Genomic DNA, 24435 nt, shown 5'->3' with positions numbered 1-24435 from the left:
TTTGCGCACATCATTGCACAATGCGGAGCGCCACATACAAAGCGGGTGCGGTCAGCATCAGGCTGTCAGCCCGGTCCAGTATGCCGCCATGGCCGGGAATCAGGCTTGAAAAATCCTTAATGCCTAAACGACGTTTGACGGCAGAAAACAGCAAGTCGCCGCAAAAGCCTGCAATCGCAAGCCAGATACCAATTGCGCACAGCCATGGCAGGCTGGCCAATTGCAGGTAAGACCCCAGCAGCATACAAAACACGGCGGAAAAAAGCAGGCCGCCGATCAGACCTTGCACGGTCTTATTCGGGCTGACGCTGGCCACTAACTTGTGTTTGCCGAACCGTGTACCCGTGAGGTATTGCGCGACATCATTCAGACAGGTGCACACGATCAGAAAAAACAACCACGAAAGTCGCGAAGCCGTGTCGATACCGGTATCCACGGTCAGCAAATACAAAAAGCCCAGGCCGCAAGCAGTCCAGCACCAGGCGATCAGTAAACAGGCTTGCCTGTGCTTACTCAGTAAAAAAAACAGATAAGCCAGCCAATACAGGCAGCCAAGTACAAGGGCGGCCCGCGCAGGCAAGAGCATGACAATCAGCACAATCATCATCGCGATCAAAGCCGCGCAGCCCAACGTTTGTGCGGGTTTCACACTCAGGCGACAAATATCCTGCAATGCCAGTCCAGCGATCAACAGTACCAAGGCCAGCACACCGAGCGGATAAGTCAATAGTGAAGCGGTGATCACGGGCGCGATGACCCACCAGGCATATACCCGTGGCCGCAAGCCCGAATCAGGCCGTCCACGCGTAGTAATCGCAGTCGCCAGCGTGGCGAGCAACAAAAAGCTGTAGATACTCAGCGTTGCGATAGCAATGGAAGACAGTGAAATTAAATACATGAAAATCAGAGATGAGGTCCAAGCCGTGGCCAGGCTACCCAGATCGTGAGCAAAGTGCATTCTGCTGTATAACGATATCCACTGGACATCTCTGATTATAATCTCGACAAGACAAACTCCGTGCCGGGCAGGAGCCGGATATTTTGTAAAAAATTGCAAGGGTGAGCGCGATCAAGATCGCGCCAGGAACTGCGGGGCTGGCTGCTGTAGCCGCGTCAAGGCTTTCACTTAGCCAAGTACCAGCCCAATATAACGCACAGTCTCAACATTCCTGTGACGCGCGATAACTGAACTACTCAGAACCTCAGGGCCTCAGCAAAAACGCTTCAATAATCTTCGCCAGCAATGCGGGCTGATCATGGTGCAGCATATGGCCCGCATCGGCAATCATATGTTTTTCGAGTTGGCGGAAATACGTCAGGCGCCGGTCTATCTCCGGTCGCGCCTGTTCCTTGGGACCCATCCAGCTCCAGATATCGGTATCTTCCGCTTCCATCCACAACACCGGCGCGCTGATATTGGCCCAGCACGCCATCATTTCCTCGACATGGAACAGCAACGGACTGGTTTGTTTATGGGCCGGATCACCCAGAATTTCCCAGCGTCCCTGCGCATTTTCCCTGGCCCAGTGTTGCGACAGGAACGCGGCTTTTTCATTACTCAGACGTGGATTGGTTTTTTGCAGCCGTGCAGCCACCTCAGCCAGACTGGCGTAAGTTTTCAGCACAGGCGGGGTACGCAATTCTTCCAGCCATTTGCGGTAACGGCCAGGCGCCTGCTCCGGTGAAGTGGCAGGTAAACCGAAGCCCTCCAGGTCAACCAAACGCCTGACCCGCTCTGGCCGCGCACCTGCATACAGTCCCACCACATTGCCCCCCATACTATGCCCGAGCAGATTCACGGGTTCATCCGGTGAATACTGCGTCAGTAAGGCATCCAGATCGCCCAGATAATCGGGAAACCAGTAAGTATCAGTACCCGGAGCCTCGGTCAGACCAAAACCACGCCAGTCAGGCGCGATCACGTGCCAGTCAGCCTGCAACTGATCAACCACGAACTGGAACGAGGCGGATACATCCATCCAGCCATGCATCATAAAAATTTTCGGCGCATCTTCATTGCCCCAGTGACGGACATGATACGCAATGCCACGCAGTTGTATCATCTCAGTATGGGAAGCGCGATGTGGTGTTTGGTCAGGCAAACTCATAGAATTAATTTTTTTCATCAAGGAATAGCAATGCATACCGCTTAGTCCTGATCAATTTGCAGTAGCATGTCTGAAAAGGGCTGCAACGGACTGAATGCTGGCAGCCTGGGGGATCAGGCAGCGCAGGCTTAAAATAATAGAACGATCGTTCGATAATTATAACGGAGACTGAAGTCGTATGCAGAAAGCAGCAAAGAAAAACCAGTACTGTGATGACTATACGCAGTTATATCAGGAATTTAACTGGCTTGTTCCTGAGCGTTTTAATATCGCCGAAGTCTGTGCCCGACGCTGGGCAGCCAACCCGGATCAGATCGCGATCCGGCATGAGGATGAGGCTGGCTTTACCCGTACGCTGTCCTACCCCGAATTGCAGAGCCAGGCAAATCAGCTCTCCAATCTGTTAAGTCTGCAAGGCATACAGCGTGGCGACGTGGTGGCTTATGTGCTGCCGCAACGGCCGGAAGCGGCCATCACACTGATCGCCATCCTGCAAATGGGCGCAATCGCGATGCCACTGTCGCAGTTATTTGGCCCGGATGCGCTTGAATACCGATTACAACACAGCCAGGCCAGAGCCATCATTATCGACCGCTCGGTCTGGGATCAGTTCGCCGGCATAGCTGCTCATTGTCAGGATTTAAAGACCTGTATTTGTGTCGATCATGAAGATCTGGATGAAGACTTGCCGGCACTCGGCTGGACCCACTATGTTCCGGAAATGCCGCAGGAATTTGCACTGACAGATACCTGCTCCAGTGATCCTGCCATCCTGATTTACACCAGCGGCACGACCGGCGACCCCAAGGGCGCATTGCTGCCACATTCCGCATTGATCGGCAATTTGCCGGGCTTCGTCGCCTCGCAAAACTGGTTTCCGCAGCAGCGTGATGTATTCTGGTCACCGGCAGACTGGGCATGGACTGGCGGCCTGATGGATGCCTTGTTACCGACCCTGTATTTCGGCAAAACCATCGTCGCGTGGCAGGGCCGCTTTTCAGCAAAAAAAGCCTTTCAGTTGCTGGAGAAATACCGCGTCACGAATACCTTCCTGTTTCCGACTGCACTCAAACAAATGATGAAGACCTGTCCGCAGCCGCGCTCTCAGTACCGGCTGCGTTTGCGTGCGCTGATGTGTGCCGGTGAGCCGCTGGGAGAAACGGTATTCCACTGGTGCCAGCAAGCGCTGGGCATCACGCCAAATGAAATGTATGGGCAGACTGAAATGAATTACATCGTCGGAAATTCCCATCAGCACTGGCCAGCCCGCCCCGGCAGTATAGGCCGCCCCTATCCTGGACACAGGGTCGCACTGATTGACGACGATGGCCAGCCGGTAGCCACCGGATTTCCCGGTGAAATCGCCGTTCACAGGCGAGATATCCACGGCGAACCTGATCCGGTATTTTTTCTCGGTTACTGGAAAAACGAAGCGGCCACCCGCCACAAGTACAGCGGTGAATGGTGTCGAACCGGTGATCTGGCTGTGATGGATGAGGATGGCTATTTGTGGTATCAGGGACGTAGCGATGATATGTTCAAGTCGGCAGGCTACCGCATAGGTCCCGCTGAAATTGAAAACTGCCTGCTCAAGCATCCGGCGGTCGCCAACGCAGCGGTCGTTCCCAAACCCGACAAAGAGCGCGGCAATCTGGTCAAGGCATATATCGTGGTCACTCCTACCCACCGTGCCAGCAATGCATTGGTCAGCGAATTACAGGCCTTCGTCAAAAAACTGCTGGCCCCCTACGAATATCCGAAAGAAATTGAATTCCTGGATGCCTTGCCAATGACAACTACCGGCAAGGTACAACGCCGGATATTACGTTTGCAGGAAATCGAAAGGGCTAAAACCAGTTAGTTAGCCATCTTCGCTTCTAACAATCAGTTACTGATGTGGCGCAAGCTGGATGGTGATCGATTGCGCCGCTTTTTGCGCCAGCTCCAGAATCGCTTTTCCATATGCAGAGGCAGCAAATCCGTCGCCACCGAATACATGCTGACGTCCTATCGTCACATCACCTTCGGCAGTTCCGCTTAAACGGTATTTGGCCACCAGCACACCGGCTTTCGCGTCAAAAACATTCAGTTCGACTTCGATTGCACGCGTCTTTTTACTCCAGAGGCCAAACAATACCGGTGTGTTACGGATACCTGCATTGCGGATATCGCCCGAAATCACATAGCGAACACCAAAATTTTTAGCCACTTGCGCCAGAAACCCCACGGTCGGCGGATTTAATTGCCAATCCATTGATAACAAATCGGGAATAGTGCGCACACCGAACTGCTGCGTTTGCTCCAGCACACGCGCCACTTCGCGCGGAAACCCCTGTGCAATGTCATCCACATCAGAAAATTGTGCAGGTTTATTTACAGCAAACCCAGTCAGCAAAATACTGCGATCCGCGTCACGTGCTGGCACCATCGTTTGTACCTGCGTTTCCGCCCTCACCTGACTGAAGAAAATAACACAGCACACAAAGCCCAGCCAGACGCACAGAGCTACCAACCTGCTGTGGCTGACAGAGCAAACTTTTTTAATGAATTCTGAATGCAACGCAGACATACAGCCTCCTGCCTATAGATGATTTGATATAGTAACGACATCTGCTCATGATTCATGAGCCAAATTATCAATCTATGCACATTTTACAATTTGGTTACATATCAATCACAAAACGCAACTTTATTCAGGGCTGCAAAGTCAGGTCTATATGAAACTTACACTGGTCCATCCATCCCATGCACAGGCACTGCTCAACTTTGAACAAGAAAATCGCGCGCACTTTGAGCAATGGATAGCGAGCCGTGGGGACGCCTATTACCATACAGACCAAGTACGCAACAGCCTGGAACAAGCGCAATGGCTGGCCAATGCAGGGCGTGAATACCATTATCTGGCCTGGCTTAAAGAAGAAATCATAGGACGGATTACCTTGCGCGGCATAGAGCGCGAGCATTACCACAAAGCGTCTGTCGGCTATCGTTTCAGCGCCAGACACGCTGGACATGGCTATGCGAGTCAGGCAGTCAATCTGGTCTGTGAGCAGGCGTTTCGTGAGCTGACTTTACACCGTCTGGAAGCTGTTGTAATCATCGACAATCACGCTTCACGCGCAGTGATGAAAAATTGTGGCTTCCAACAATATGGACATGCGCGCTCATCGGTACTCCGACATGGCATCTGGATGGATATGCTGCATTTCGAGCGGCTGGCACCTGAGCCGCTGCAAACGTGCTGAAGCTACTACGCAAGACGCAACATTCACTCATTAGCACCGTTCAGCCCGCATTTCAGCCCTACGATTTTGCAGCCTGTCGCAAAGCAATAGACCCCAAAGTAAACTTGTCAGATACTTACCTCATCAACAAACGGATGCCCAACAGGCTGAATAAGAAAACAAGCACCATTTCATTAAATCAAATTGGAGATCACGATGCGCAAACTCTGGATACTGGGAAGTTTACTCCTCGCAAACATGGCACATGCGGAGAACAACACCAGAGAAGTACCTGCTTTTACCGCGATTAAATGCCGCTGTGCGTTTAACCTCAGTGTAGAAGTCGGCAAAGCGCAATCGATCACGCTGAAAGGCAATGATAAATTCAATGCCAAAGTCATCACTGAAGTCGCTGGCAATGAATTGATCATTTCCTACAAAGATAAAAATTCCTTCAGCATCAAAGATGATGCACAGGTCCTCGTTACCGTTCCCAGTCTGAGCCGCTTCCGGATGGAGGGCGCTGGTGTCGCCAGGATTAACAACATTAATACGGATGATCTGGAGATTTCCTATGAGGGTGCAGGCATGCTGACTGCTGCAGGTAAGGCGAAAAATCTGCGCCTGAAAGCCCAGGGTGTAGGCATGGTAGAGACCAAAGACTTACAGACAGAACGTGCTGATGTCAGTGTGGAAGGCATAGGTTCGGTCTCCGTTCATGCCAAAGAAAAGCTCAATGCCTCGGTACAGGGTATAGGCTCGCTCACTTATTACGGACATCCGCGTAATCTGAGTAAATCGGTTGATGGCATAGGCAGCATCAAGGCCGGTGACTAAGCCGGACACCCGTTTTTCTCCTGCCTTTAAACAAGAGAGGTTTTGCCCTGAATCACTGCGCGAGCAGCCTTCAGGGCTTTTTTATTCATCCTGCCGACATAGCTTGAGCAAACAGCGGCTGGCGCTTCGGCACAAACCAAACCGGAAACTGCTGACAAATCCGGCTTAAGGATGCTTACCTGGCACCCTGTTAAGGCAGTCAATTCTAACTATCGACCAATTGCTTTCCGGGTCGAAAAAATGGATTTTTTTCAAAGCAATTGAAATTTCAAGAGCGCGCAAGTCTTCTGCCAGGCGCAGATACGGTAAAAATATAGTAAATCGATCACCTGGAATCAGATCTGCCCGCCAGAGAAATGCGGTGTCGCCCAACTGGCCTGTTTCTTGCGTTCTAGCGGAATAATTTCACCGTCGACGAGTTTGAAATGGAAAAAATCACACCTGCTCAAACAGAACCACTGAAAATTGTTGTCATCAATACGTCGAAAACCACGCGTCCCTACGACGCGGAATTCAGTGACCATCAAAATACACGCTCCTCCACATTAAGAATTGGCTTGCTGCAGGCAGGTTATGACATTATTGCTTCGCTGCCTGGAGATATGTACTTAATTGAGCGCATTGCTCAGCTCGATCCCGACCTAATCATCATCGACGCGGAGTCTGATGCACGGGACGTCCTTGAACATCTCGTCATTATTTCCCAACACGCGCCCCGCCCTATTGTTCTGTTCACCGAGGATGACGAACCTGTTCATATGCGGCGCGCATTGGAGGCAGGGGTGTCAGCTTATGTCGTTGCAGGCTTACAAAGTGAACGCGTGAAACCGGTGTTAGAAGTAGCCATGGCACGCTTCGAGTTAGATCAGCAAGTACGAAGCGAATTACAGGATACCCGCAACCGGCTAGCAGAACGCAAGCTGATAGACAAAGCAAAAGGCATACTCATGCAGCGTTACTCTCTGTCTGAAGATGTCGCATATCAGCGGATGAGAAAGCAAGCCATGGAAAAGAATTTGCGCCTTGGCGAACTGGCAAAGCGTATTTTGGACGCTGTCGATTTGATAGGTTGATTTTTTTGGTGCGACGCACCAAAAAATAGCCTGTTCATGTGCAATTTGGGGCAAAAATCTCTTTTCTCTCTTTTTACCTGCGCAGCAAGTGCCCATTCAACCTGGCACAGTTCCTGCTGCAGTGACAGTCATACCAAGGATGGTACTCATTTTGTGAAACTGGCTAACGGCGGCCACTCACAAAAGACAAAGGCGTCTCTTCATTTCACTGAGTGGAATGAACAGGCGCCTTTTTGTTTTTCAAAACTTTACTTATGAAGGAGCGGCGATGCGTACATCTAGGCTTAAGTCTTCGGCTGATACCGAAACCACATCACAGGCATGCGATCTGCCACGCCGAAAATGGATACAAGGAGCGAGTGCGATGCTAGGAGCTGGAATATTAGGAAACGCCCCGCATGCGTGGGCCGCGGGTAGCGATAAGCCAGAAAAAGAAGAAGTGCGGGTTGGCTTTATTCCATTGACCGACTGCGCATCAATCATCATGGCCTCCGTGCTGGGCTTTGACAAAAAGTACGGGATCAAAATCATTCCTAGCAAAGAATCCTCTTGGGCCAGTGTACGTGACAAACTGGTCAACGGCGAACTTGATGCGGCTCATGTGCTGTATGGCCTGATCTATGGTGTTCAGCAAGGCATAGGCGGTCAGAAAAAAGACATGAATGTGCTCATGACCCTCAATCACAATGGGCAAGCCATTACATTATCTAAAGCACTGGCAGACAAAGGGGCCATTGATGGCAGTACGCTGGCCAGACTGATGCAGACCAACAAGCGGGAATACACGTTTGCGCAGACTTTCCCAACCGGCACCCATGCAATGTGGCTGTATTTCTGGTTGGCCCAACACGGCATCCATCCTTTACGTGAAGCGAAAGTAATCACCGTCCCGCCGCCACAGATGGTTGCCAATATGCGTGTCGGGAATATGGATGGTTTCTGTGTCGGCGAACCTTGGAATCATCGTGCGATCGTGGAAGGCATCGGCGTCACTGCCGCCACCACACAGGAAATATGGAAAGATCATCCGGAAAAAGTACTCGGCACCACCGCCGAATTCAGTGCCCGTTATCCGAATACTGCACGCGCAATGATCGCTGCCGTACTCGAAGCAAGTCGCTGGATTGATGCATCGCTATCCAATAAAAGAAAAATGACTGAGGTGATTGCCGACAAAGCCTATGTGAACACATCCGTTGATGTGATCAATCAGCGCATTCTGGGGCGCTACCAGAATGGTCTGGGCAAAACATGGGACGATCCTGATCACATGAAATTTTTCAATGACGGTGCAGTCAACTTCCCTTACCTATCCGACGCAATGTGGTTTATGACCCAGCACAAGCGCTGGGGCTTACTGAAAACAGATCCCGATTATCTGGCGGTTGCCAAGTCAGTTAACCGAATAGATCTTTATAAAGACGGTGCAGACATGGCTAAGGTCAGCATTCCTAAGGATGTGATGCGCAGCACAAAATTGTCCGATGGATCCGTCTGGGATGGAAAAAATCCTGCGGCCTACGCGGCAGCATTTAAGCTCAAAGCCTGAGGAAATGATCATGAGTAAATCCCTGAGCGCCATCACGCCGGCTACCACCCCGGCAGATCCGTCTGCAGATCAACAAAGACCTATTCGTACAGAGCGGGAGACTCAGGAAAAAACACTCTTCGCCTTACGCTTACGTGCATTGTCGATACGCGGTTTTATTTTGCACGCAGCCCCGCCTGCTGCGGGTCTGGCATTGCTGATTTTGGCATGGCAAATCATTTCATTTAAAAATACCGGCATTCCCAGTCCATTACAGACATGGAATGAAGCACTACTTATTTTCAGCGACCCATTTTATCAACGTGGACCGAATGACCAAGGGATAGGCTGGAATATATTTGCCTCATTAAAACGGGTCGGACTCGGTTTTGGTCTGGCAGCCTTGATCGGTATTCCGCTGGGCTTTTTAACGGGACGCTCCACGTTTGCTTACCGGATGTGTCAACCATTGATCAGCTTGCTAAAACCCGTGTCACCGCTCGCCTGGTTACCTATCGGCCTGCTGATTTTCAAAGCAGCAGATCCGGCCGCCATCTGGTCCATTTTTATTTGTTCAATTTGGCCGTTGATCATCAATACAGCGATCGGGGTGCAGCGTGTTCCACAAGACTATCTGAATGTCGCCAAAGTACTCAATCTCAGTGAATGGAAAATTCTGAGCAAAATTCTATTCCCAGCGGTACTCCCCTATTTGCTGACCGGAGTCAGACTGGCTATTGGCACGGCATGGCTGGTCATCGTGGCGGCGGAAATGCTGACAGGAGGTGTAGGGATAGGCTTTTGGATTTGGGATGAGTGGAACAACCTCAATGTGAAGCATATTTTAATTGCCATCATCGTTATCGGTCTGGTTGGACTGGTACTGGAGCAAATGCTGGTGCTGCTTGCAAAACTGGTGACCTTCGAAGACAGCGGAGCTTAAGATGACAGAACAACTCACGACCACCATTGATAAGAAATACATCGAGATCCAAGATGTGAATATGTATTTCAATAGCAAAGGTAAACAATTCCATGCATTAAAAGACATAGACCTGACCATTCGCCGGGGTGAATGCATTACGCTGATTGGCCATTCCGGCTGCGGCAAATCGACCTTACTGAATCTGATTGCCGGACTAATCAATGCCAGCAGCGGCACCCTGTTATGCGCTCAACGTGAAGTAAGGGGGCCTGGCCCTGAACGGGCTGTCGTTTTTCAGAATCACTCTCTGTTACCTTGGCTGACCTGTTTTGAAAATGTTTATCTGGGCGTAGAAAAGGTCTTTTCCAGGAAAGAGTCCGTGCTCAAATTACGTGAACGTACCGACGCGGCACTGGCATTGGTCGGATTGGCACATGCATCAAAAAAACGTCCACATGAAATTTCCGGAGGCATGAAACAACGCGTCGGTATCGCACGGGCACTGGCGATGCAACCGCAAGTACTGCTGATGGATGAACCTTTTGGTGCACTCGATGCACTTACCCGCGCACATCTTCAGGACGAATTACTCAATATTGTGGCAAAAACCGGTTCCACCGTTGTGATGGTCACACATGATGTGGACGAGGCTGTCTTGCTGTCCGACCGCATCGTCATGCTTACCAACGGGCCTGCGGCAACCATAGGCGAGATTATGAGCGTGGATCTGCCACGCCCGCGTGACCGGGTCGCCCTTTCACATGACAGTGAATATCAGCGCTGTCGTAGCGCTGTGTTGGAGTTTCTGTACCACCGCCAGCAAATCCCTGCTAGTCAAGCGACCTGAAACGAAGGAAGTTAAGATGAAAAAACTACGCCTGGTTCTGATCGGCAATGGCATGGCCGGCATACGGACTATCGAAGAGTTGCTGAAGCTGGCGCCCGACCTCTACGACATCACTGTATTCGGCAGTGAGCCCTGGCCCAACTATAACCGTATTTTGCTATCACCTGTATTAGCTGGTGAACAGACTCTGAAGGATATCATTCTGAACGATTGGGAATGGTACCGCGAAAACAAGATTAACTTACGTACCGGCACGACCATTACAGTCATAGATAGGGTAAAACGTGAAGTCATCGCCGATGATGGCAGCGTTACACCTTATGATCGTCTATTGCTGGCGACTGGCTCTACCCCTTTTATGCTACCGGTCCCCGGGAATGATCTGCAAGGAGTGATCGCCTATCGCGACATTGCTGACACCGAAACAATGATACAGACTGCCCAACAATACCCGAATGCAGTCGTCATCGGTGGTGGTTTGCTGGGACTGGAAGCTGCGAACGGCCTGCGCCAGCGTGGCATGACCGTCAGCGTAGTTCATTTGCCAGGCTGGTTAATGGAACGCCAACTTGATCCGGTTGCGGCAGGCTTGTTACAGCAATCGCTGGAGCAAAAAGGTCTGCAATTCCTGTTAGGTAAAAACACGGCTTCTTTGCTCGGCGACGAACAAGGACGGGTGCGTGCCGTGCGCTTCAGCGATGCATCTGAGGTGGCTGCCGATCTGGTTGTCATGGCGGTCGGAATACGTCCAAACACGGCGCTGGCAGAAGCCGCTGGCCTGCATTGCCAACGTGGCATCGTCGTGAACGACACCATGCAAACTTTTGATCCGCGCATTTATGCGGTGGGCGAATGTGTCAGCCATCGTGGCATCGCCTATGGCCTGGTCGCTCCCTTGTTTGACATGGCTAAAGTCTGTGCCAATCACCTGGCGCAATTCGGGATCGGACGTTACCAGGGGTCAGTTACTTCGACCAAATTAAAGGTTACAGGAATAGATTTATTTTCTGCCGGTGATTTTATGGGGGGCGAAGGCAAGGAAGAAATCGTTTTATCTGACCCGAACGGCGGCATTTATAAAAAGCTGGTCATACAAAACGACAAACTGATTGGTGCCTGTTTATATGGAGATACAGCAGACGGGGCCTGGTACTTTCGTCTGCTACGCGAAGGTAAAGACATCAGCACCATCCGCGACCATCTGATGTTCGGTGAGTCGGGAACCGGCGACACCGGTCACGCAGGCCAAACCTTGGCGGCAGCGATGTCAGACAGCGCAGAGGTCTGTGGCTGCAACGGCGTTTGCAAAGGGACGATAGTCAAAGCGATTCGGGAGCAAGGTTTATTCACACTAGAAGATGTGCGCAAACATACCAAGGCTTCTGCCTCTTGTGGTTCTTGTACCGGCTTGGTGGAGCAAATCCTCGTCAGTACCGCAGGTGGTGATTACTCAGCGAATCCGCGTAATAAAGCGCTGTGTCACTGCACGGACTTAACACATGCAGAAGTACGCAGCGCCATTCGGGAACACCATCTGCTTACCATTCCGGCGATTCAACAACGACTTCAGTGGCGCAGCGCTGACGGCTGCACCAGTTGTCGTCCCGCATTGAATTATTACCTGATATCAACCTGGCCACATGAAGCCGTGGATGATCCGCAATCCAGAATGATCAACGAGCGTTCGCACGCCAATATTCAGAGAGATGGCAGCTATTCTGTCATTCCCCGCATGTGGGGAGGTGAAACGACTGCTGCTGATTTGCGTCGCATCGCTGATGTGGTGGATAAATATCAGATACCTACCGTTAAAGTCACGGGTGGTCAGCGCATCGACTTACTGGGCGTCCAAAAACAGGATTTGCCCAAGGTTTGGGCCGATCTGGGTATGCCATCCGGTCTGGCTTATGCCAAGGGATTACGCACAGTCAAAACCTGTGTCGGCAGTGAATGGTGCCGCTTCGGCACCCAGGATTCAACCGCGATGGGAAAACAGCTCGAACATGCTTTGGCCCGCATGTATGCCCCTCACAAAGTAAAACTGGCGGTATCCGGATGCCCACGTAATTGTGCTGAGGCGGGTATCAAAGATGTCGGCGTGATTGGAGTTGACTCCGGCTGGGAAATTTATGTAGCAGGAAATGGCGGTATCAAAACCGAAGTCGCACAATTTCTGGTCAAAGTTAAAACTGCCGCGGAAGTGATGGAATTTACTGGCGCATTCCTGCAACTCTATCGTCAGGAAGGCTGGTATCTGGAACGTACCGTACATTTTGTGAACCGGGTCGGACTGGACTATGTGAAATCGGTCATTTTGGAGCAAGCAGAAAAACGACGTGCTCTGTATGAAGAGTTACTGTTTGCCTTGAGTCAGGAAGCTGACCCCTGGCATCAGCCTCAGGCTGCTCAAGTCGACACGCGCCAGTTTGTTGCACTTAATCTCTGAAGAGGAAAGCAAATCATCATGTCTGAATGGAAAATTATTTGCCTGGTGAGTGACATTCCCCAACACGGGGCAAGGGTATTGCAAAGAACCGGTTTGCCCGATGTCGCCCTGTTCCGTACTGGTGACAACCGCGTCTTTGCTCTGGTTGACCGCTGCCCACACAAAGGTGGCCCATTGTCACAGGGCATGCTGGTTGGTGACAACGTAGCCTGCCCGCTTCACAACTGGCATATCAACCTGGAATCGGGATCTGCCATCGCACCGGATCAGGGTTGCGCAGCACGTTTTCAAGTACGGCTGGAAGAAGGACAAGTTTTGTTGGATGAGACTGAATTGCGTTGTCTGGGCCATTGATTGACACAGGACTTACGCAAAGTTGTCGCAGCAAGACTGCGCAACCCTTGAATGCGTCAGGAAATAACGCGTGTCAACGATGTCCGTTGCGCCAGCCCTAAACAACAAAAGCTAAGAAGAGAAAGTTAACCATGTCAGTGATTACTGAAACCAGAAGCACCTGCTGTTATTGTGGTGTTGGTTGTGGCGTACTCATCAGCGCGTCTGGTAATCAAATCACCGGCGTACGTGGCGACCCCGACCATCCGGCTAATTTTGGCAGATTGTGCAGCAAAGGCAGTCAACTGCATCTGACCAGCACACCATTGATCCAGGCCCATCGACGTTTGCACACCCCCATGCTAAGGCAGCACCGTAATGAAACTTTGCAACATGCTGACTGGAATACAGTAACTGCGCTGATGGCCAGCCGCATTGTCAGCACCGTACGGCAATATGGGCCCGATAGCATAGGCTTTTATGTCTCCGGACAGTTACTGACAGAAGACTACTATCTGTTCAATAAGCTGGCCCGGGGTCTTATTGGCACCAATCAAATAGATAGCAATTCCCGCCTGTGCATGTCCAGCGCAGTGGCTGGTTATAAACAATCATTGGGCAGTGACGCACCGCCATGCAATTATGAAGATCTGGATTGTGCCGACCTGGTGCTGATCATCGGCGCCAATCCAGCCTATGCACATCCGGTGCTGTATCGCAGACTGGAAGCAGCGCGTCACAAACGACCGCAAATGAAAGTTGTCGTGGTAGACCCTCGCCGTACCGACAGTGCACAGGACGCAGACCTTCATTTGGCGATTAAACCCGGCACAGATGTGGCATTGCTTAACGGCCTGCTACACATCTGCCTGTGGGAAGGCTGGATACGGCAAGACTGGATAGATGCACACACCACTGGCTTTACCGAATTACGTAACAGTGTACGCAGTTACACGCCGGAATATACCGCTTCGGTCTGTGGTGTAAAACCCGAGGATCTGCACCAGCTGGCTGAATGGTTTTACAAGGCACCGGCAAGTTTGTCGCTGTATTGCCAAGGCTTGAATCAGTCATCCTCAGGGACTGCAAAAAACAGTGCATTGATCAATCTGCATTTGATTACCGCCCAGATTGGACGGCCAGGTACGGGGCCATTTTCGCTGACCGGGCAACCCAATGCGATGGGGGGACGGGAAACAGGCAGCATGTCAACCTTATTGTGTGGACACAGAGACATACAAAATCCTGCAGACCGGGCCGAAGTGGCTGCTGCGTGGGGAATCGACACTCTGCCAGATCAGGCTGGCAGCACGGCCGTTGACATGTTTGAGGCAGTACGCAACGGCAGGATACGTATACTCTGGATAGTCTGCACCAATCCCGCGCAATCATTGCCAGCGCAAGCACAAGTCAGAGCCGCACTTGAAGCCGCTGAACTGGTGATCGTCCAGGAAGCATTTGCAGATACAGCTACCTGTCGCTATGCAGACATCCTGTTACCCGCAGCAAGTTGGGGTGAAAAAGAAGGCACTGTCACGAATTCCGAACGCCGTATTTCGCGGGTACGTGCAGCGATCTCTCCTCCCGGTATGGCTAAACCAGATTGGTGGATTGCGAGTCAGATAGGACAAGCGATACAACAGCATTTCCCGCTTAAGAAAAATTTGAAGCTCAGCTACGAGGGACCTCAACAGATCTGGAACGAACACCGGGAACTGACCCGAGGCCAGGATCTCGACATCACCGGTCTCAGCTATGCAATGCTGGAACAGCATCCGCAGCAGTGGCCCTGTCCAACCGGACAAACAAGCGGCAAACCGCGTTTATACACAGACTTCCGCTTTCAGCATGCAGACGGTAAAGCCAGGCTGATCGAAACACCGTATCAATCAGCGCAGGATAAAGTCACACCACGTACTCCATTTATTCTGTCTACCGGCCGCATACGCGATCAGTGGCATGGCATGAGTCGTACCGGCGCTAACAATGCAGCCTTTTCCCATCAGCCTCAACCGTTCCTGGAAATGCACCCCGCGGATATGCAATCCCGCTTATTGCAGGATGGAGATATGGTTCACATCAGTAATCAACGCGGCCAGCAGTATTGGCGGATCATCGGCAACCCTGCATTACGCCCCGGTTTGCTGTGGTTACCTATGCACTGGGGAGAGGAATACGTATGGGGATACGAAGATGGACAAACCGCTTATGGCGTCAACACGCTGGTTAGCCCTGCACTCGATCCGCAATCTCGCCAACCCGAACTAAAATATACGACGGTCAGCCTGCGTAAACAAGAATTCCCATGGCGTTTATCAATCACCAGCTGGCTTAAACCTGATTCTGCGCACGAAAAACAAAAAGAATGCAGGCGGCTATTAGGCCATCTGCCGTATGCAGAATGCATACCGTTTGGCGCCGTAGCAAAAGGGCTCAGCGTGTTTGCTGTGATGAACGCGCCTGATCACCAACTCCTACATGCTTTAAAACAGCTGTTTGAGCTGAACTCGCCGGACGTCATGCAATATAGTGACAGCCAACGCAGCACCCGCCTGGTCCGTCTGGCACAGCAACAACTACAAACAGTTCTGCAATTTGGCACACAAACTTTGCCAGACTGGCTCAGCGTTTGGTTGACAACGCAGGTAACGGTCAATGTACCTGCAAGCCAACTGTTTCAGCAGCAAGCGCCCGACGGTAAGGCCACAGTCGCTGTGACGCAGATTTGTCAATGTATGGGGGTTAGCGCATCCAGCATCAGCCAGTTTCTGCAAAAGCAGCAGGTGCCGGCAAGCGCCTACGAGGAACAGCAGTTGCTACAAAATTTACAGCAGACGCTGGGGTGCGGCACACGATGCGGGTCCTGCGTGCCCGAGCTGAAACAGAAAATCAGGCATTTAAGGGAAACAGCAAGCAATTAACAGTTTTCAGTGAATACGTTCAGAAATGGGGCTTAAAACAGAAAAACCAAATCAAACTGAATCCTGAGGATGGAAACTGCCTTGCTCCTTTACCCTCCTTTACCTTAAGGTGCGTTTTTTTACGGCCTTCCCCCCCCACTTTGCCGGGTACACCACTAGGGCTGATCCGCTTGCTGCATCAGTTGCAATTCCTTATCACTGAAACCAGCGGTACGCCTTGCCTCCAGATTAAAGGGACCACGCAAACGGGGGGCTTTGTATTGCAATGCCAGCCTAGGATACAAAGCGACCGGATCCAGGCCCTGTTCTGTACAGAAATGCAGATACCAGCGATTACCGATTGCGACATGACCGATTTCATCGCGATAAATAATGCCTAATATCTCGGCAGCGCGTGCATCTCCGGCCTGTGCCAGCTTGACCGCCACACCCGGTGTCACATCCAGGCCGCGCGCCTCCAGCGTACGTGGCACCAACGCCAGCCGTGCGATCAGATCCTGCCTGGTCTTGGCTGCCATTTCCCATAAACTGTTATGCGCAGTGAAGTCACCATAGTGATACCCCTGCTGCTGCAAATGATCGCTAAGTAACTGAAAGTGATACGCCTCTTCCTTCATCACGCGCAACCAGTCGCGGTAAAACTGTTCCGGCAAACCGGCAAAACGCCACAGTATGTCTGCAGCCAGATTAATCGCATTCAGTTCGATATGCGCCAACGCATGGATCAGCACTGCCCTGCCCTCAACAGTATGCATGGCACGCCTGCCTACCTGACCCGGCGGCACCAGTTCAGGACGCACAGGGCGACCCGGGATGCCATCCGGCTCATTCAGTTCAGCCTGTCCGTTCAGCGTCACATCATCTGCAATCGCGAGCGCCAGCCGGCATTTTTCCTCAGGATCGGTCTGTAATAATACTTGTAAGGCAAGCTGGCGTAATTCGGGGGCAGTGCTTGGAAAATGGCGCATGTTTTGAAAGACTCCGGCAATATCGTACGCGGAGCGTTAAAATAAGGGGTTTACGTCACATCAGTGCTCAAGGTACTTGCACTGATGTGTTTCATGAGCCGCTATTTTACGGAAAAATCATGCCCATCTACCAATTAGGCGATCAAACGCCCGATATCGACGCATCTGCCTACATCACGGATACGGCAAAAGTCATCGGTAAAGTCAACATTGATGCCAAAGCCAGCATCTGGTTTGACGTCACCCTGCGCGGCGATAATGAGCTTATTCATATTGGTGAAAACAGCAATGTGCAGGAAGGCTGTATCTTGCACACCGATCCCGGTTATCCGCTGACCGTCGCCCGCAATGTCACCATCGGTCATCAGGCCATGCTGCACGGCTGCACCATCGGTGAAGGTTCGCTGATCGGCATCCAGGCAGTCATACTGAACGGCGCGAAGATAGGAAAAAATTGTCTGGTCGGTGCCGGTGCCCTGGTCACAGAGGGGAAGGAATTCCCGGATAACTCCCTGATCATAGGCTCGCCGGCCAAGGCTGTACGCCAGCTGACAGAACAGGACATTGCGGGCATGCACAAAAACACTGCCAATTATGCGCAACGCGGCCAGCTCTATAAAACTGAACTTAAACGCATCGTTTAATCAGACCGTCGCAAGCTATCCGATCGCGGAAAGCGGCATAACGGAACCGTTTTGCGTGGCTTAACACCATCTTGAAGTTGATTTTATGAAAACAGATACACTACAAAAATTTATGTTTGAACATGCCGGCGTGCGCGGTGAGCTGGTCGAGCTGGAACAATCCTGGCAGCAAATGCAGTCACACCGCAGCTATCCGAAGGCGGTGCAAACTTTACTGGGCGAACTGATGGCCGCCGCCGCCCTGCTTTCCGCCAATCTGAAGTTCAATGGCACCATGATCATGCTGATACATGGCGATGGCCCGGTCAAACTGATGGTGGTTGAGTGTGATGCCAACCTGCGTCTGCGTGCGACCGCCAAGCTGGCCGATGATGCTGTGATCGAAGAGAATGAAAGCCTGAAAGACCTGGTACATGCGCATGGTCAGGGCCGCTTTGTGATTACGCTTGATCCTAACGATAAAATGCCGGGCCAGCAGGCTTATCAAGGCATCGTGCCGCTGGATGGCGATGATATCGCCACCGTCATTGAAAACTATATGCTGCGTTCTGAGCAGCTCGATACCAAGCTCTGGCTGGCGGCTAACGATAAAGTGACACGCGGCATGCTATTGCAAAAACTGCCGAAAATCGGCGGCAGCGCATCCAAAGTCGAAGACGAAGCAGAAGCCTGGAACCACGCCGTGATGCTGGGTGACACCCTCAAAAAAGATGAAATGCTGGAACACAGTGCAGAAACCCTGATGCACCGCCTGTTCTGGGAGCAGACTCTGCGCGTATTTGAACCGCTGCATCCGGAATTCCATTGCAGCTGCACCCGTGAAAAAGTCGGCGATATGCTGAAAATGTTGGGCGCTGCCGAGATTGAAAGCGCTATTGCGGAAGCAGGACGCATCGACATCAACTGCGACTTCTGTGGCCAGCATTATGGTTTTGACCCGGTCGACTGTGCGCAGTTATTCGTCACCAATACACTGGCCGAAGGTACGGTCGCGGCTGCTGAAATCAAGCACTGATAAGGATTACATCCATCAGGACTGCAATATCACCAACACCTCCATCAACAAATCATCATGCTGAATGAGGTGTTGGCAGCAATTGGCGCTTCAGGCGTTACTGCGCGCGCACAACAAATTACGGCCGTATGCCACCGGTGGCCTTTAACAGCGTCGCGTTCGCATCATCGCCATCCAGCGACCAGGAAAACAAGCCGCCCAAACCTTTTTCTTTGGCGTAGGCGATCTTGGTGGCGATCACCACCGGATCATCGTAACTCCAGAATTCATTGCCATCGTAAATCCAGAGTTGTTTGGTGACCGGATGCACGTAGCTGGTGGAGCGCTTGAGCTTGAGCACTTTGTAATCATCGATCCCTGCCTCAAAGGTACCGGGTGCAGCACTGCTGGCACTTTGGTACAGACCATTTTTATCTGGCCCCGCAGCCACACCACGCCAGCCACGTCCGTAGAAAGGTATACCCAGCACGATCTTCGCTTTAGGCATACCCGCTGCAGTCAGCGCCTGCACCGTATCGTGGATATTGTATTTCAGGATGTCACCCGTGCCCGGTGCGACAGGATCAGCGTACAGGTTGGATTGGAAATTAGTCGGGCCAGTCGCGTCCCAGCCGCCGTGGTAATCGTAACTCATCACATTGACCCAATCGAGATAAGCCGAGTACAAAGCAGGTTCGGTATTGCGAATTTTATCGACACCGGAACCGATCGCGGCAGTCAGATAATAACGACGCTTATTGGTAGCACCCAATGCAGTCAGCTGACTACGGAATTCTGCCAGTAAGAGCGTGAAATTCTGCTTATCTGCGGCGCTATAGCCATTGCTGGCCAAGCCACCTGCTACCGGATATTCCCAGTCAATATCGATGCCGTCAAACACACCTTTGGCGACGCCGGTACCGCCCGTGCCTTCAGCCACAGGCAGATTTCCTTTGATGTAGAGATTGATGCAGGAGCTGACCAATGCCTTACGGCTGGCATCGGTCGCCGCTGCCTTACTGAAGTTTTTAGACCAGGTCCAGCCCCCCAAGGAAATCATCACCTTCAGACCTGGATTTTTCAGCTTCAGCTTTTTGAGCTGATTGAAATTGCCTTTGAGTTTATCGTCCCAGTTATCGCCCACACCATCGACCGATTCATTCTCCGCAAAGCCGCGCTGATAATCGGCCCAGCCATCCCCACCATCACCATTGCCGGTTTCAGTACGGGTCACGATATTGCATTCGCCATTCGCATACACATTGCCAAACGCATAGTTCAGGAAAGTCAGTTTTTTATCGCCACCCGCATCCACCAGATTGCGCAATTTGTAGTTACGTCCATAAATTCCCCATTGCGCAAAATAAGAGCCATGATGCATACCGACTGTAGGGCTGGGTTCCGGGATGCCGCTACCGTCACCGCCCGGTGTTGGTGTCGCTGTGCATTCGGAAGCAGGTCTTTCTTCCCAAGGCCCCCATTGCGCACCAGGTGCTTCATTCTGGGTGTACCATTTTGCGCGCCAGGCTTTGCCTTGATACGTTGCGTATTTGCCCTGGGTGTACACGGTCGCCGCCGACCAGGAATCACAAGCTGCTGCAGCCTGTGCATTCATACTGAAGCTCATGGCGGCACATAAGACAACGCCATACAATACCGATTTCATTGCATACATAGTTTCCTCCGTTTGGGGATGTAGTCTGAGATGACGGCTGATGCAAAACGACTAGGGCCTGTTACATAGAGCAGCAATTTGCGTTCAAATTTTGCATCAGCGTCAGGTTTTATTTCAGTACAACTTTGAAATGATGCTCGACACAGCGCACATAATCGCCCGCCTTTAATGCATAGTGCGGGGTTTGGTAAGACACCAGTTTGCAGGCATAGCTTTTGCCATCCGGACGACGTGGGTCATAACTCCAATCCTGCTCCCAGTACAGCAATTGCGCACCGGCCCCGCCAGCGGGAAAGGGCTTCATATTGGCGCAACTGAGTGCCTCATTCGCTGCAATGGGTACTGCAAAATACGCGGCCAGACTCTGGTAATAGCTGATGCGGTTTTGTGCCTGCGGTTTATCGTAGCCCTGACCGCATTCGATCCCGCCATTGATGATGTGTATCGTGGCGCCAAAGCCGGGGCTGAGCTGAGCCTGACGATCGGCATCATTGATCTGCCAGCTGCCATCGACCACATGCAGCATAGATGGCTTGGGCGGTTGCGGATAGACGAAGAAGAAAATCGCCGAAGCCAGGTTGAGCCAGGTATCAGCCACCAGTTCCGGCTTATCCAGCAACGTGCGCACAGTGCCAAACATAGCGTCAGAAAATGGGCCGTAGTTGTAGTTATACGAAAGCTGCTTCGCACCACGGCCATAGTATTTCTTCCAGCGTCCACTCGCATCTTTACCGCAAGGCCAGGTTTGCCCTTGCCAGGTTGATGGCTCACATTCCGCGTTATAGCCGCAACTGGTGTCGTTATCCGAACAGCCCGCTTCACGCAAAAAATACAGGCCCTGACGCCATTGCGGCACACTGGAGTTCGGATCATGCGCTCCGGTTTCCTGTGCAAAGTGGGCAAACATGGTGGCCAGCGTCTTGCGACAAATGGCCTCGGCATTGCGGCCATCGCTATAGTCGTCACACACGGCAGGGAACTTGGCGATGGCTTGCAAAAAACGCATATAGCTATAGCTGGCATCACGCAAAGGAAACAGGTTTTGCCAATCAGCTGCACTCAATATGCGCTCCACCCGTTTCACATTCAGAGGATTGGCGCTACGCCCAGGCTGAACTGCATCGACCGCAGCACCATCCAAAGTCCGCACGCTGGCCTGGATACGCTTAAACAGTGGGTTATCAGTTTTTTTTGCTTCTTCTGCCTCAGCCTCTTTACGGCTAGGAACAGCCGGACTGCCCGCAGGATTGCCAGCATCGCCGGGATTACTGTTATCCGGCGTGCACTCACCTGGCAAGCGCTCTTCCCACACATCGGCAGCTCCCGGCTGATTATTCTGGCTCCACCATTTGGCTCGCCAGACTTTGCTCTGCACCTGAACATAATCTCCCTTCACATACACCTTGCTGGCTTGCCAGGGTGAACACACCGGTGTCGCGGCATAGGTTGTTGGTGCAAACACGAACAACAGGCTAATTAATTTTCGCTTCATGGCTGACCTCATTTGATATACGGCAGATAAGGCTGCTCACTACGCAGGGCATAGGCTTTGCCATTGATGATGACGCTGAAGTTAGCTGGCCCCGAAACAGGCAAGTAATAGTTCAGCGTCATGCTGGTGCTGGCGTTCGGCGCTAAGCCAGACCACGCCGGCAGCTTGAAGGACATGCGATGCAAATCGCCCTTCAGGCCACCGATATTATTCCCACTGTGTCCGCTGCTCAGTACGCGCAGGCCCATGCCAGACTGGTCGCTGGTATTGTCCGGTGTGGACGTCGGCAAATCGAACTGGATTTCTGTGCCACCTGCCAGCGTAAAGCCGGAACGATTGGTGATTTTAAGCGTGGGGTTAATCGGGTAGTTAGCGTCGCCTAATTTATAGCCTGTCACTTCAACCAGTAAATCGATCGCAGCAGTTGGCACAGCTTGTTTAGAGCGCAGATTGCCGTAAGGTGTGGCGGTGCTGAAGGCCTGATAAAAACTGCGCGTTAAACTGCTGCCCATAAAATACTCACCACGCGCGGCATTCCAGTCATAGTCGCCAGCTAATTCCCAGAACATCACACCGCCTATACCCTGTGCGATGATCCACTGCGCTTTTCTTTGTACCGATGCCTCATCTTCCGTAGAAATAAACACGTTTTTCTGTGCATTCCACAGCCAGGGTGCCACCAGCGTCGCATCGTAATTGCGCACATAGCTGCCCACCAGCCTGTCATCCGGATTACTGGCCGGGTTGAGGCCATAGCTGGTCAGATAAGAACCGGCGACACCTCGCTCCAGATTTTTTGCATGCCACATCGGATTGCCACCGGCAGGTACCTCCTTGCCTTGCGCATCCAGATCACGCCACAGATTGTCGATACCAATCGCCCCCGCACCACACACCGTGGTACCAGGCGGGCAATTGCTGCCCAGCGATTTGCCCCACAGCCCATTGCTACCGCCAGTCACATTGCGCCAGCCACGGGTGTAATACGGCACACCGACATTGATACGACCCGATTGCATCGCACCACGCAAATAGTGATACGCCCAGTCGCTATTCAGATAGCCGATACCGCCATATTGCGCAGAGCTATATACACTCCAGCGTGCCAGTTCCGCGTCTTTGCCATCATCAAACAAGGCGGCATTCGGGCCCACAAACTCATTCCAGGCACCATGCAAGTCATAAGACATCAGATTGGCAAAATCCAGATAGGCCAGTGCCGGTGAATTTTCCATACCGCGCAGCAAATAAGCCGAAGCCGGTGCGGCAATCGTCAACAAGTAATAGCGGTTATCCTGCGCCGCTGCTGCATCCAGCTTTTCACGCAGGGTTTTCATCAAGGCGGAATAACTTTTCATCAGACCGGGGCGACGTGCATTGGCGACGCTAAAGTCGAGCGGATTGCCCGCATCTTTCATCGAAGTCGGATACTCGTAATCGATATCAACCCCATCAAAATTGTACTGGCGCAAAAACGCCACGACAGAATCCGCAAAGGTATTGATACCAGCCTGATTCACACTGTTATCAGCATTAGTCGTCATCGCATAAAAGCCACCGCTATTGACACGTTTGCCGGTACTGTCGAAGTAGCCGCCTGTCTCAGCCCATCCGCCTACCGAAATCAGGGTCTTCACTTGCGGATATTGTTTTTTGAATTTATTGAGCAGATTGAAGTGACCTTTATACGCATAGCCAGGGTCCATTTCTGCACCCGCCACACCTGGCCATTGCAGGCTGGTTGCGGCATTGTTAGGGTCACTGACTTCACCGACAGAGATGCGGTTTTGACTGTCCACATGCGCAAACGCATAATTGATATGACTGAGCTTATCCCAGGGAATCTGATGCGCCAGATAAGCCGGGCTACCATCTTTACCAGTGCGCCAGCTGGTGAAATAACCGATCACACGGCGCTGCAGCTTACCCAGTTTTTCACGGCCATTGCTATCGTAAGCCTGGCAATACGGTGCATTCACGCCCGCAGTCACCGCCATGCCATCAGGTCGGCACAGTGCGCTACCCGGTGGTAACGGTGGAGTGACCAGCACAGGATCTGCCGACCCACCACCGCCTCCCCCACCACCTCCGCCACCACTGCAATTCGCGACAAATTTCCAAGGACCATCCGCATCATTTTTCGGTGGATTCGCCTGCGTCCACCACTTCGCACTCCATTCCTGATCCTGATATGACACCTTAGCGCCACCGTTATAAGCCTTCGCTGCATCCCAGGCTGGCGAACTGCAAGCGGCCTGTGCCTCTATCGTCACGACCGCACACAAACTCATGCCTAAGAGTTGCGCAAAACGCATAGTAAGTTGTTGTTTCATGTCTCCCCCAAGTGATCATTCATCGGCCCAGGCTCAGTACCTGCGCAACGAATTTTTTTCAAACATACGACGCGACAGCAACACATT

At 52.0% G+C, this 24435-nt stretch carries 19 protein-coding genes; 12 read left to right on the top strand and 7 right to left on the bottom strand.

Annotated features, from left to right (window positions below; genetic code table 11):
- Positions 1 to 10: 10 nt before the first annotated feature.
- Both H8K47_RS09300 and H8K47_RS09295 read right to left on the bottom strand, forming a co-directional pair.
- Entirely contained in the window at positions 11 to 898 is an 888-nt protein-coding gene (locus H8K47_RS09300) for a phosphatidate cytidylyltransferase (RefSeq protein WP_186881133.1), read from the bottom strand.
- A 304-nt stretch (positions 899 to 1202) separates the two neighbouring features.
- The gene (locus H8K47_RS09295; RefSeq protein WP_230405173.1) at positions 1203 to 2108 is read right to left on the bottom strand and encodes an alpha/beta fold hydrolase; all 906 of its coding nucleotides are present in this window, start codon (positions 2106 to 2108) and stop codon (positions 1203 to 1205) included.
- Positions 2109 to 2286: 178 nt separating this feature from the next.
- Between H8K47_RS09295 and H8K47_RS09290 the strand changes: the two genes are divergently transcribed.
- Positions 2287 to 3969, top strand: coding sequence for an acyl-CoA synthetase (locus H8K47_RS09290; RefSeq protein WP_186881132.1), 1683 nt, complete (start codon positions 2287 to 2289; stop codon positions 3967 to 3969).
- 27 nt (positions 3970 to 3996) lie between these two features.
- Here the strand turns inward: H8K47_RS09290 and H8K47_RS09285 are convergent, their stop codons facing one another.
- A complete protein-coding gene (locus tag H8K47_RS09285; protein WP_186881131.1) occupies positions 3997 to 4677 on the bottom strand; it encodes a flagella assembly protein FlgT middle domain-containing protein in 681 nt (226 codons plus the stop codon).
- Positions 4678 to 4825: 148 nt separating this feature from the next.
- On the opposite strand from H8K47_RS09285, the gene H8K47_RS09280 reads away from it, so the two are divergent.
- The 9 genes from H8K47_RS09280 to H8K47_RS09240 all read left to right on the top strand — a co-directional run bounded on the left by H8K47_RS09280 (position 4826) and on the right by H8K47_RS09240 (position 16242).
- Positions 4826 to 5353 (top strand): GNAT family N-acetyltransferase, encoded by a 528-nt coding sequence (locus H8K47_RS09280; RefSeq protein WP_186881130.1) that lies wholly within the window; start codon positions 4826 to 4828, stop codon positions 5351 to 5353.
- A gap of 195 nt (positions 5354 to 5548) precedes the next feature.
- Positions 5549 to 6169, top strand: a complete 621-nt coding sequence (locus tag H8K47_RS09275) for a head GIN domain-containing protein (protein ID WP_186881129.1) — start codon at positions 5549 to 5551, stop codon at positions 6167 to 6169.
- Between the two features lie 425 nt (positions 6170 to 6594).
- The gene (locus H8K47_RS09270) at positions 6595 to 7242 is read left to right on the top strand and encodes an ANTAR domain-containing response regulator (protein ID WP_186881128.1); all 648 of its coding nucleotides are present in this window, start codon (positions 6595 to 6597) and stop codon (positions 7240 to 7242) included.
- A gap of 364 nt (positions 7243 to 7606) precedes the next feature.
- Positions 7607 to 8791 carry a CmpA/NrtA family ABC transporter substrate-binding protein gene (locus tag H8K47_RS09265; RefSeq protein WP_230405183.1) on the top strand — a complete coding sequence of 395 codons (1185 nt, stop codon included), beginning with the start codon at positions 7607 to 7609 and terminating at the stop codon, positions 8789 to 8791.
- A gap of 10 nt (positions 8792 to 8801) precedes the next feature.
- Entirely contained in the window at positions 8802 to 9713 is a 912-nt protein-coding gene (gene ntrB / locus H8K47_RS09260) for a nitrate ABC transporter permease (RefSeq protein WP_186881126.1), read from the top strand.
- A gap of 61 nt (positions 9714 to 9774) precedes the next feature.
- Positions 9775 to 10542, top strand: a complete 768-nt coding sequence (locus H8K47_RS09255) for an ABC transporter ATP-binding protein (RefSeq protein ID WP_408057887.1) — start codon at positions 9775 to 9777, stop codon at positions 10540 to 10542.
- A 16-nt stretch (positions 10543 to 10558) separates the two neighbouring features.
- Positions 10559 to 12988 carry a nitrite reductase large subunit NirB gene (nirB, locus tag H8K47_RS09250; protein ID WP_186881124.1) on the top strand — a complete coding sequence of 810 codons (2430 nt, stop codon included), beginning with the start codon at positions 10559 to 10561 and terminating at the stop codon, positions 12986 to 12988.
- A gap of 18 nt (positions 12989 to 13006) precedes the next feature.
- The gene (gene nirD / locus H8K47_RS09245) at positions 13007 to 13342 is read left to right on the top strand and encodes a nitrite reductase small subunit NirD (RefSeq protein ID WP_186881123.1); all 336 of its coding nucleotides are present in this window, start codon (positions 13007 to 13009) and stop codon (positions 13340 to 13342) included.
- Between the two features lie 131 nt (positions 13343 to 13473).
- Positions 13474 to 16242, top strand: a complete 2769-nt coding sequence (locus H8K47_RS09240) for a nitrate reductase (RefSeq protein ID WP_186881122.1) — start codon at positions 13474 to 13476, stop codon at positions 16240 to 16242.
- 155 nt (positions 16243 to 16397) lie between these two features.
- Here the strand turns inward: H8K47_RS09240 and H8K47_RS09235 are convergent, their stop codons facing one another.
- Complete coding sequence (locus H8K47_RS09235) at positions 16398 to 17210, bottom strand: ferritin-like domain-containing protein (protein ID WP_186881121.1); 813 nt, start codon at positions 17208 to 17210, stop codon at positions 16398 to 16400.
- 119 nt (positions 17211 to 17329) lie between these two features.
- Between H8K47_RS09235 and H8K47_RS09230 the strand changes: the two genes are divergently transcribed.
- Both H8K47_RS09230 and hslO read left to right on the top strand, forming a co-directional pair.
- Complete coding sequence (locus H8K47_RS09230) at positions 17330 to 17854, top strand: gamma carbonic anhydrase family protein (RefSeq protein ID WP_186881120.1); 525 nt, start codon at positions 17330 to 17332, stop codon at positions 17852 to 17854.
- 85 nt (positions 17855 to 17939) lie between these two features.
- Positions 17940 to 18869, top strand: a complete 930-nt coding sequence (gene hslO, locus H8K47_RS09225) for an Hsp33 family molecular chaperone HslO (RefSeq protein ID WP_186881119.1) — start codon at positions 17940 to 17942, stop codon at positions 18867 to 18869.
- Between the two features lie 118 nt (positions 18870 to 18987).
- Here the strand turns inward: hslO and H8K47_RS09220 are convergent, their stop codons facing one another.
- From H8K47_RS09220 to H8K47_RS09210, 3 genes are all read right to left on the bottom strand, one after another.
- On the bottom strand, positions 18988 to 20523 hold the full coding sequence (locus H8K47_RS09220; RefSeq protein WP_186881118.1) for a glycosyl hydrolase family 18 protein: 1536 nt from the start codon (positions 20521 to 20523) through the stop codon (positions 18988 to 18990).
- Between the two features lie 109 nt (positions 20524 to 20632).
- Positions 20633 to 22015, bottom strand: coding sequence for a glycoside hydrolase family 19 protein (locus tag H8K47_RS09215; RefSeq protein WP_222612761.1), 1383 nt, complete (start codon positions 22013 to 22015; stop codon positions 20633 to 20635).
- An 8-nt stretch (positions 22016 to 22023) separates the two neighbouring features.
- Positions 22024 to 24348, bottom strand: coding sequence for a chitinase C-terminal domain-containing protein (locus tag H8K47_RS09210; protein ID WP_230410177.1), 2325 nt, complete (start codon positions 24346 to 24348; stop codon positions 22024 to 22026).
- Positions 24349 to 24435: the final 87 nt, after the last annotated feature.

Origin of the sequence: Cognatundibacterium rugosum (assembly GCF_014284365.1) — a bacterium.
Classification (GTDB): Bacteria; Pseudomonadota; Gammaproteobacteria; order Burkholderiales; family Burkholderiaceae_D; genus Undibacterium; species Undibacterium rugosum.
This window is presented reverse-complemented; position numbering and strand designations above follow the sequence as displayed.

What these genes read in the sequence shown, in the direction of transcription:
- H8K47_RS09235 (WP_186881121.1), bottom strand. Translation starts at nt 17,210, where the DNA reads ATGCGCCATTTTCCAAGCACTGCCCCCGAATTACGCCAGCTTGCCTTA.
- H8K47_RS09240 (WP_186881122.1), top strand. Translation starts at nt 13,474, where the DNA reads ATGTCAGTGATTACTGAAACCAGAAGCACCTGCTGTTATTGTGGTGTT.
- hslO (WP_186881119.1), top strand. Translation starts at nt 17,940, where the DNA reads ATGAAAACAGATACACTACAAAAATTTATGTTTGAACATGCCGGCGTG.
- nirD (WP_186881123.1), top strand. Translation starts at nt 13,007, where the DNA reads ATGTCTGAATGGAAAATTATTTGCCTGGTGAGTGACATTCCCCAACAC.
- ntrB (WP_186881126.1), top strand. Translation starts at nt 8,802, where the DNA reads ATGAGTAAATCCCTGAGCGCCATCACGCCGGCTACCACCCCGGCAGAT.
- H8K47_RS09295 (WP_230405173.1), bottom strand. Translation starts at nt 2,108, where the DNA reads ATGAGTTTGCCTGACCAAACACCACATCGCGCTTCCCATACTGAGATG.
- nirB (WP_186881124.1), top strand. Translation starts at nt 10,559, where the DNA reads ATGAAAAAACTACGCCTGGTTCTGATCGGCAATGGCATGGCCGGCATA.
- H8K47_RS09270 (WP_186881128.1), top strand. Translation starts at nt 6,595, where the DNA reads ATGGAAAAAATCACACCTGCTCAAACAGAACCACTGAAAATTGTTGTC.
- H8K47_RS09230 (WP_186881120.1), top strand. Translation starts at nt 17,330, where the DNA reads ATGCCCATCTACCAATTAGGCGATCAAACGCCCGATATCGACGCATCT.
- H8K47_RS09285 (WP_186881131.1), bottom strand. Translation starts at nt 4,677, where the DNA reads ATGTCTGCGTTGCATTCAGAATTCATTAAAAAAGTTTGCTCTGTCAGC.
- H8K47_RS09280 (WP_186881130.1), top strand. Translation starts at nt 4,826, where the DNA reads ATGAAACTTACACTGGTCCATCCATCCCATGCACAGGCACTGCTCAAC.
- H8K47_RS09290 (WP_186881132.1), top strand. Translation starts at nt 2,287, where the DNA reads ATGCAGAAAGCAGCAAAGAAAAACCAGTACTGTGATGACTATACGCAG.
- H8K47_RS09210 (WP_230410177.1), bottom strand. Translation starts at nt 24,348, where the DNA reads ATGAAACAACAACTTACTATGCGTTTTGCGCAACTCTTAGGCATGAGT.
- H8K47_RS09265 (WP_230405183.1), top strand. Translation starts at nt 7,607, where the DNA reads ATGCTAGGAGCTGGAATATTAGGAAACGCCCCGCATGCGTGGGCCGCG.
- H8K47_RS09220 (WP_186881118.1), bottom strand. Translation starts at nt 20,523, where the DNA reads ATGTATGCAATGAAATCGGTATTGTATGGCGTTGTCTTATGTGCCGCC.
- H8K47_RS09255 (WP_408057887.1), top strand. Translation starts at nt 9,775, where the DNA reads ATGTATTTCAATAGCAAAGGTAAACAATTCCATGCATTAAAAGACATA.
- H8K47_RS09215 (WP_222612761.1), bottom strand. Translation starts at nt 22,015, where the DNA reads ATGAAGCGAAAATTAATTAGCCTGTTGTTCGTGTTTGCACCAACAACC.
- H8K47_RS09275 (WP_186881129.1), top strand. Translation starts at nt 5,549, where the DNA reads ATGCGCAAACTCTGGATACTGGGAAGTTTACTCCTCGCAAACATGGCA.
- H8K47_RS09300 (WP_186881133.1), bottom strand. Translation starts at nt 898, where the DNA reads ATGTATTTAATTTCACTGTCTTCCATTGCTATCGCAACGCTGAGTATC.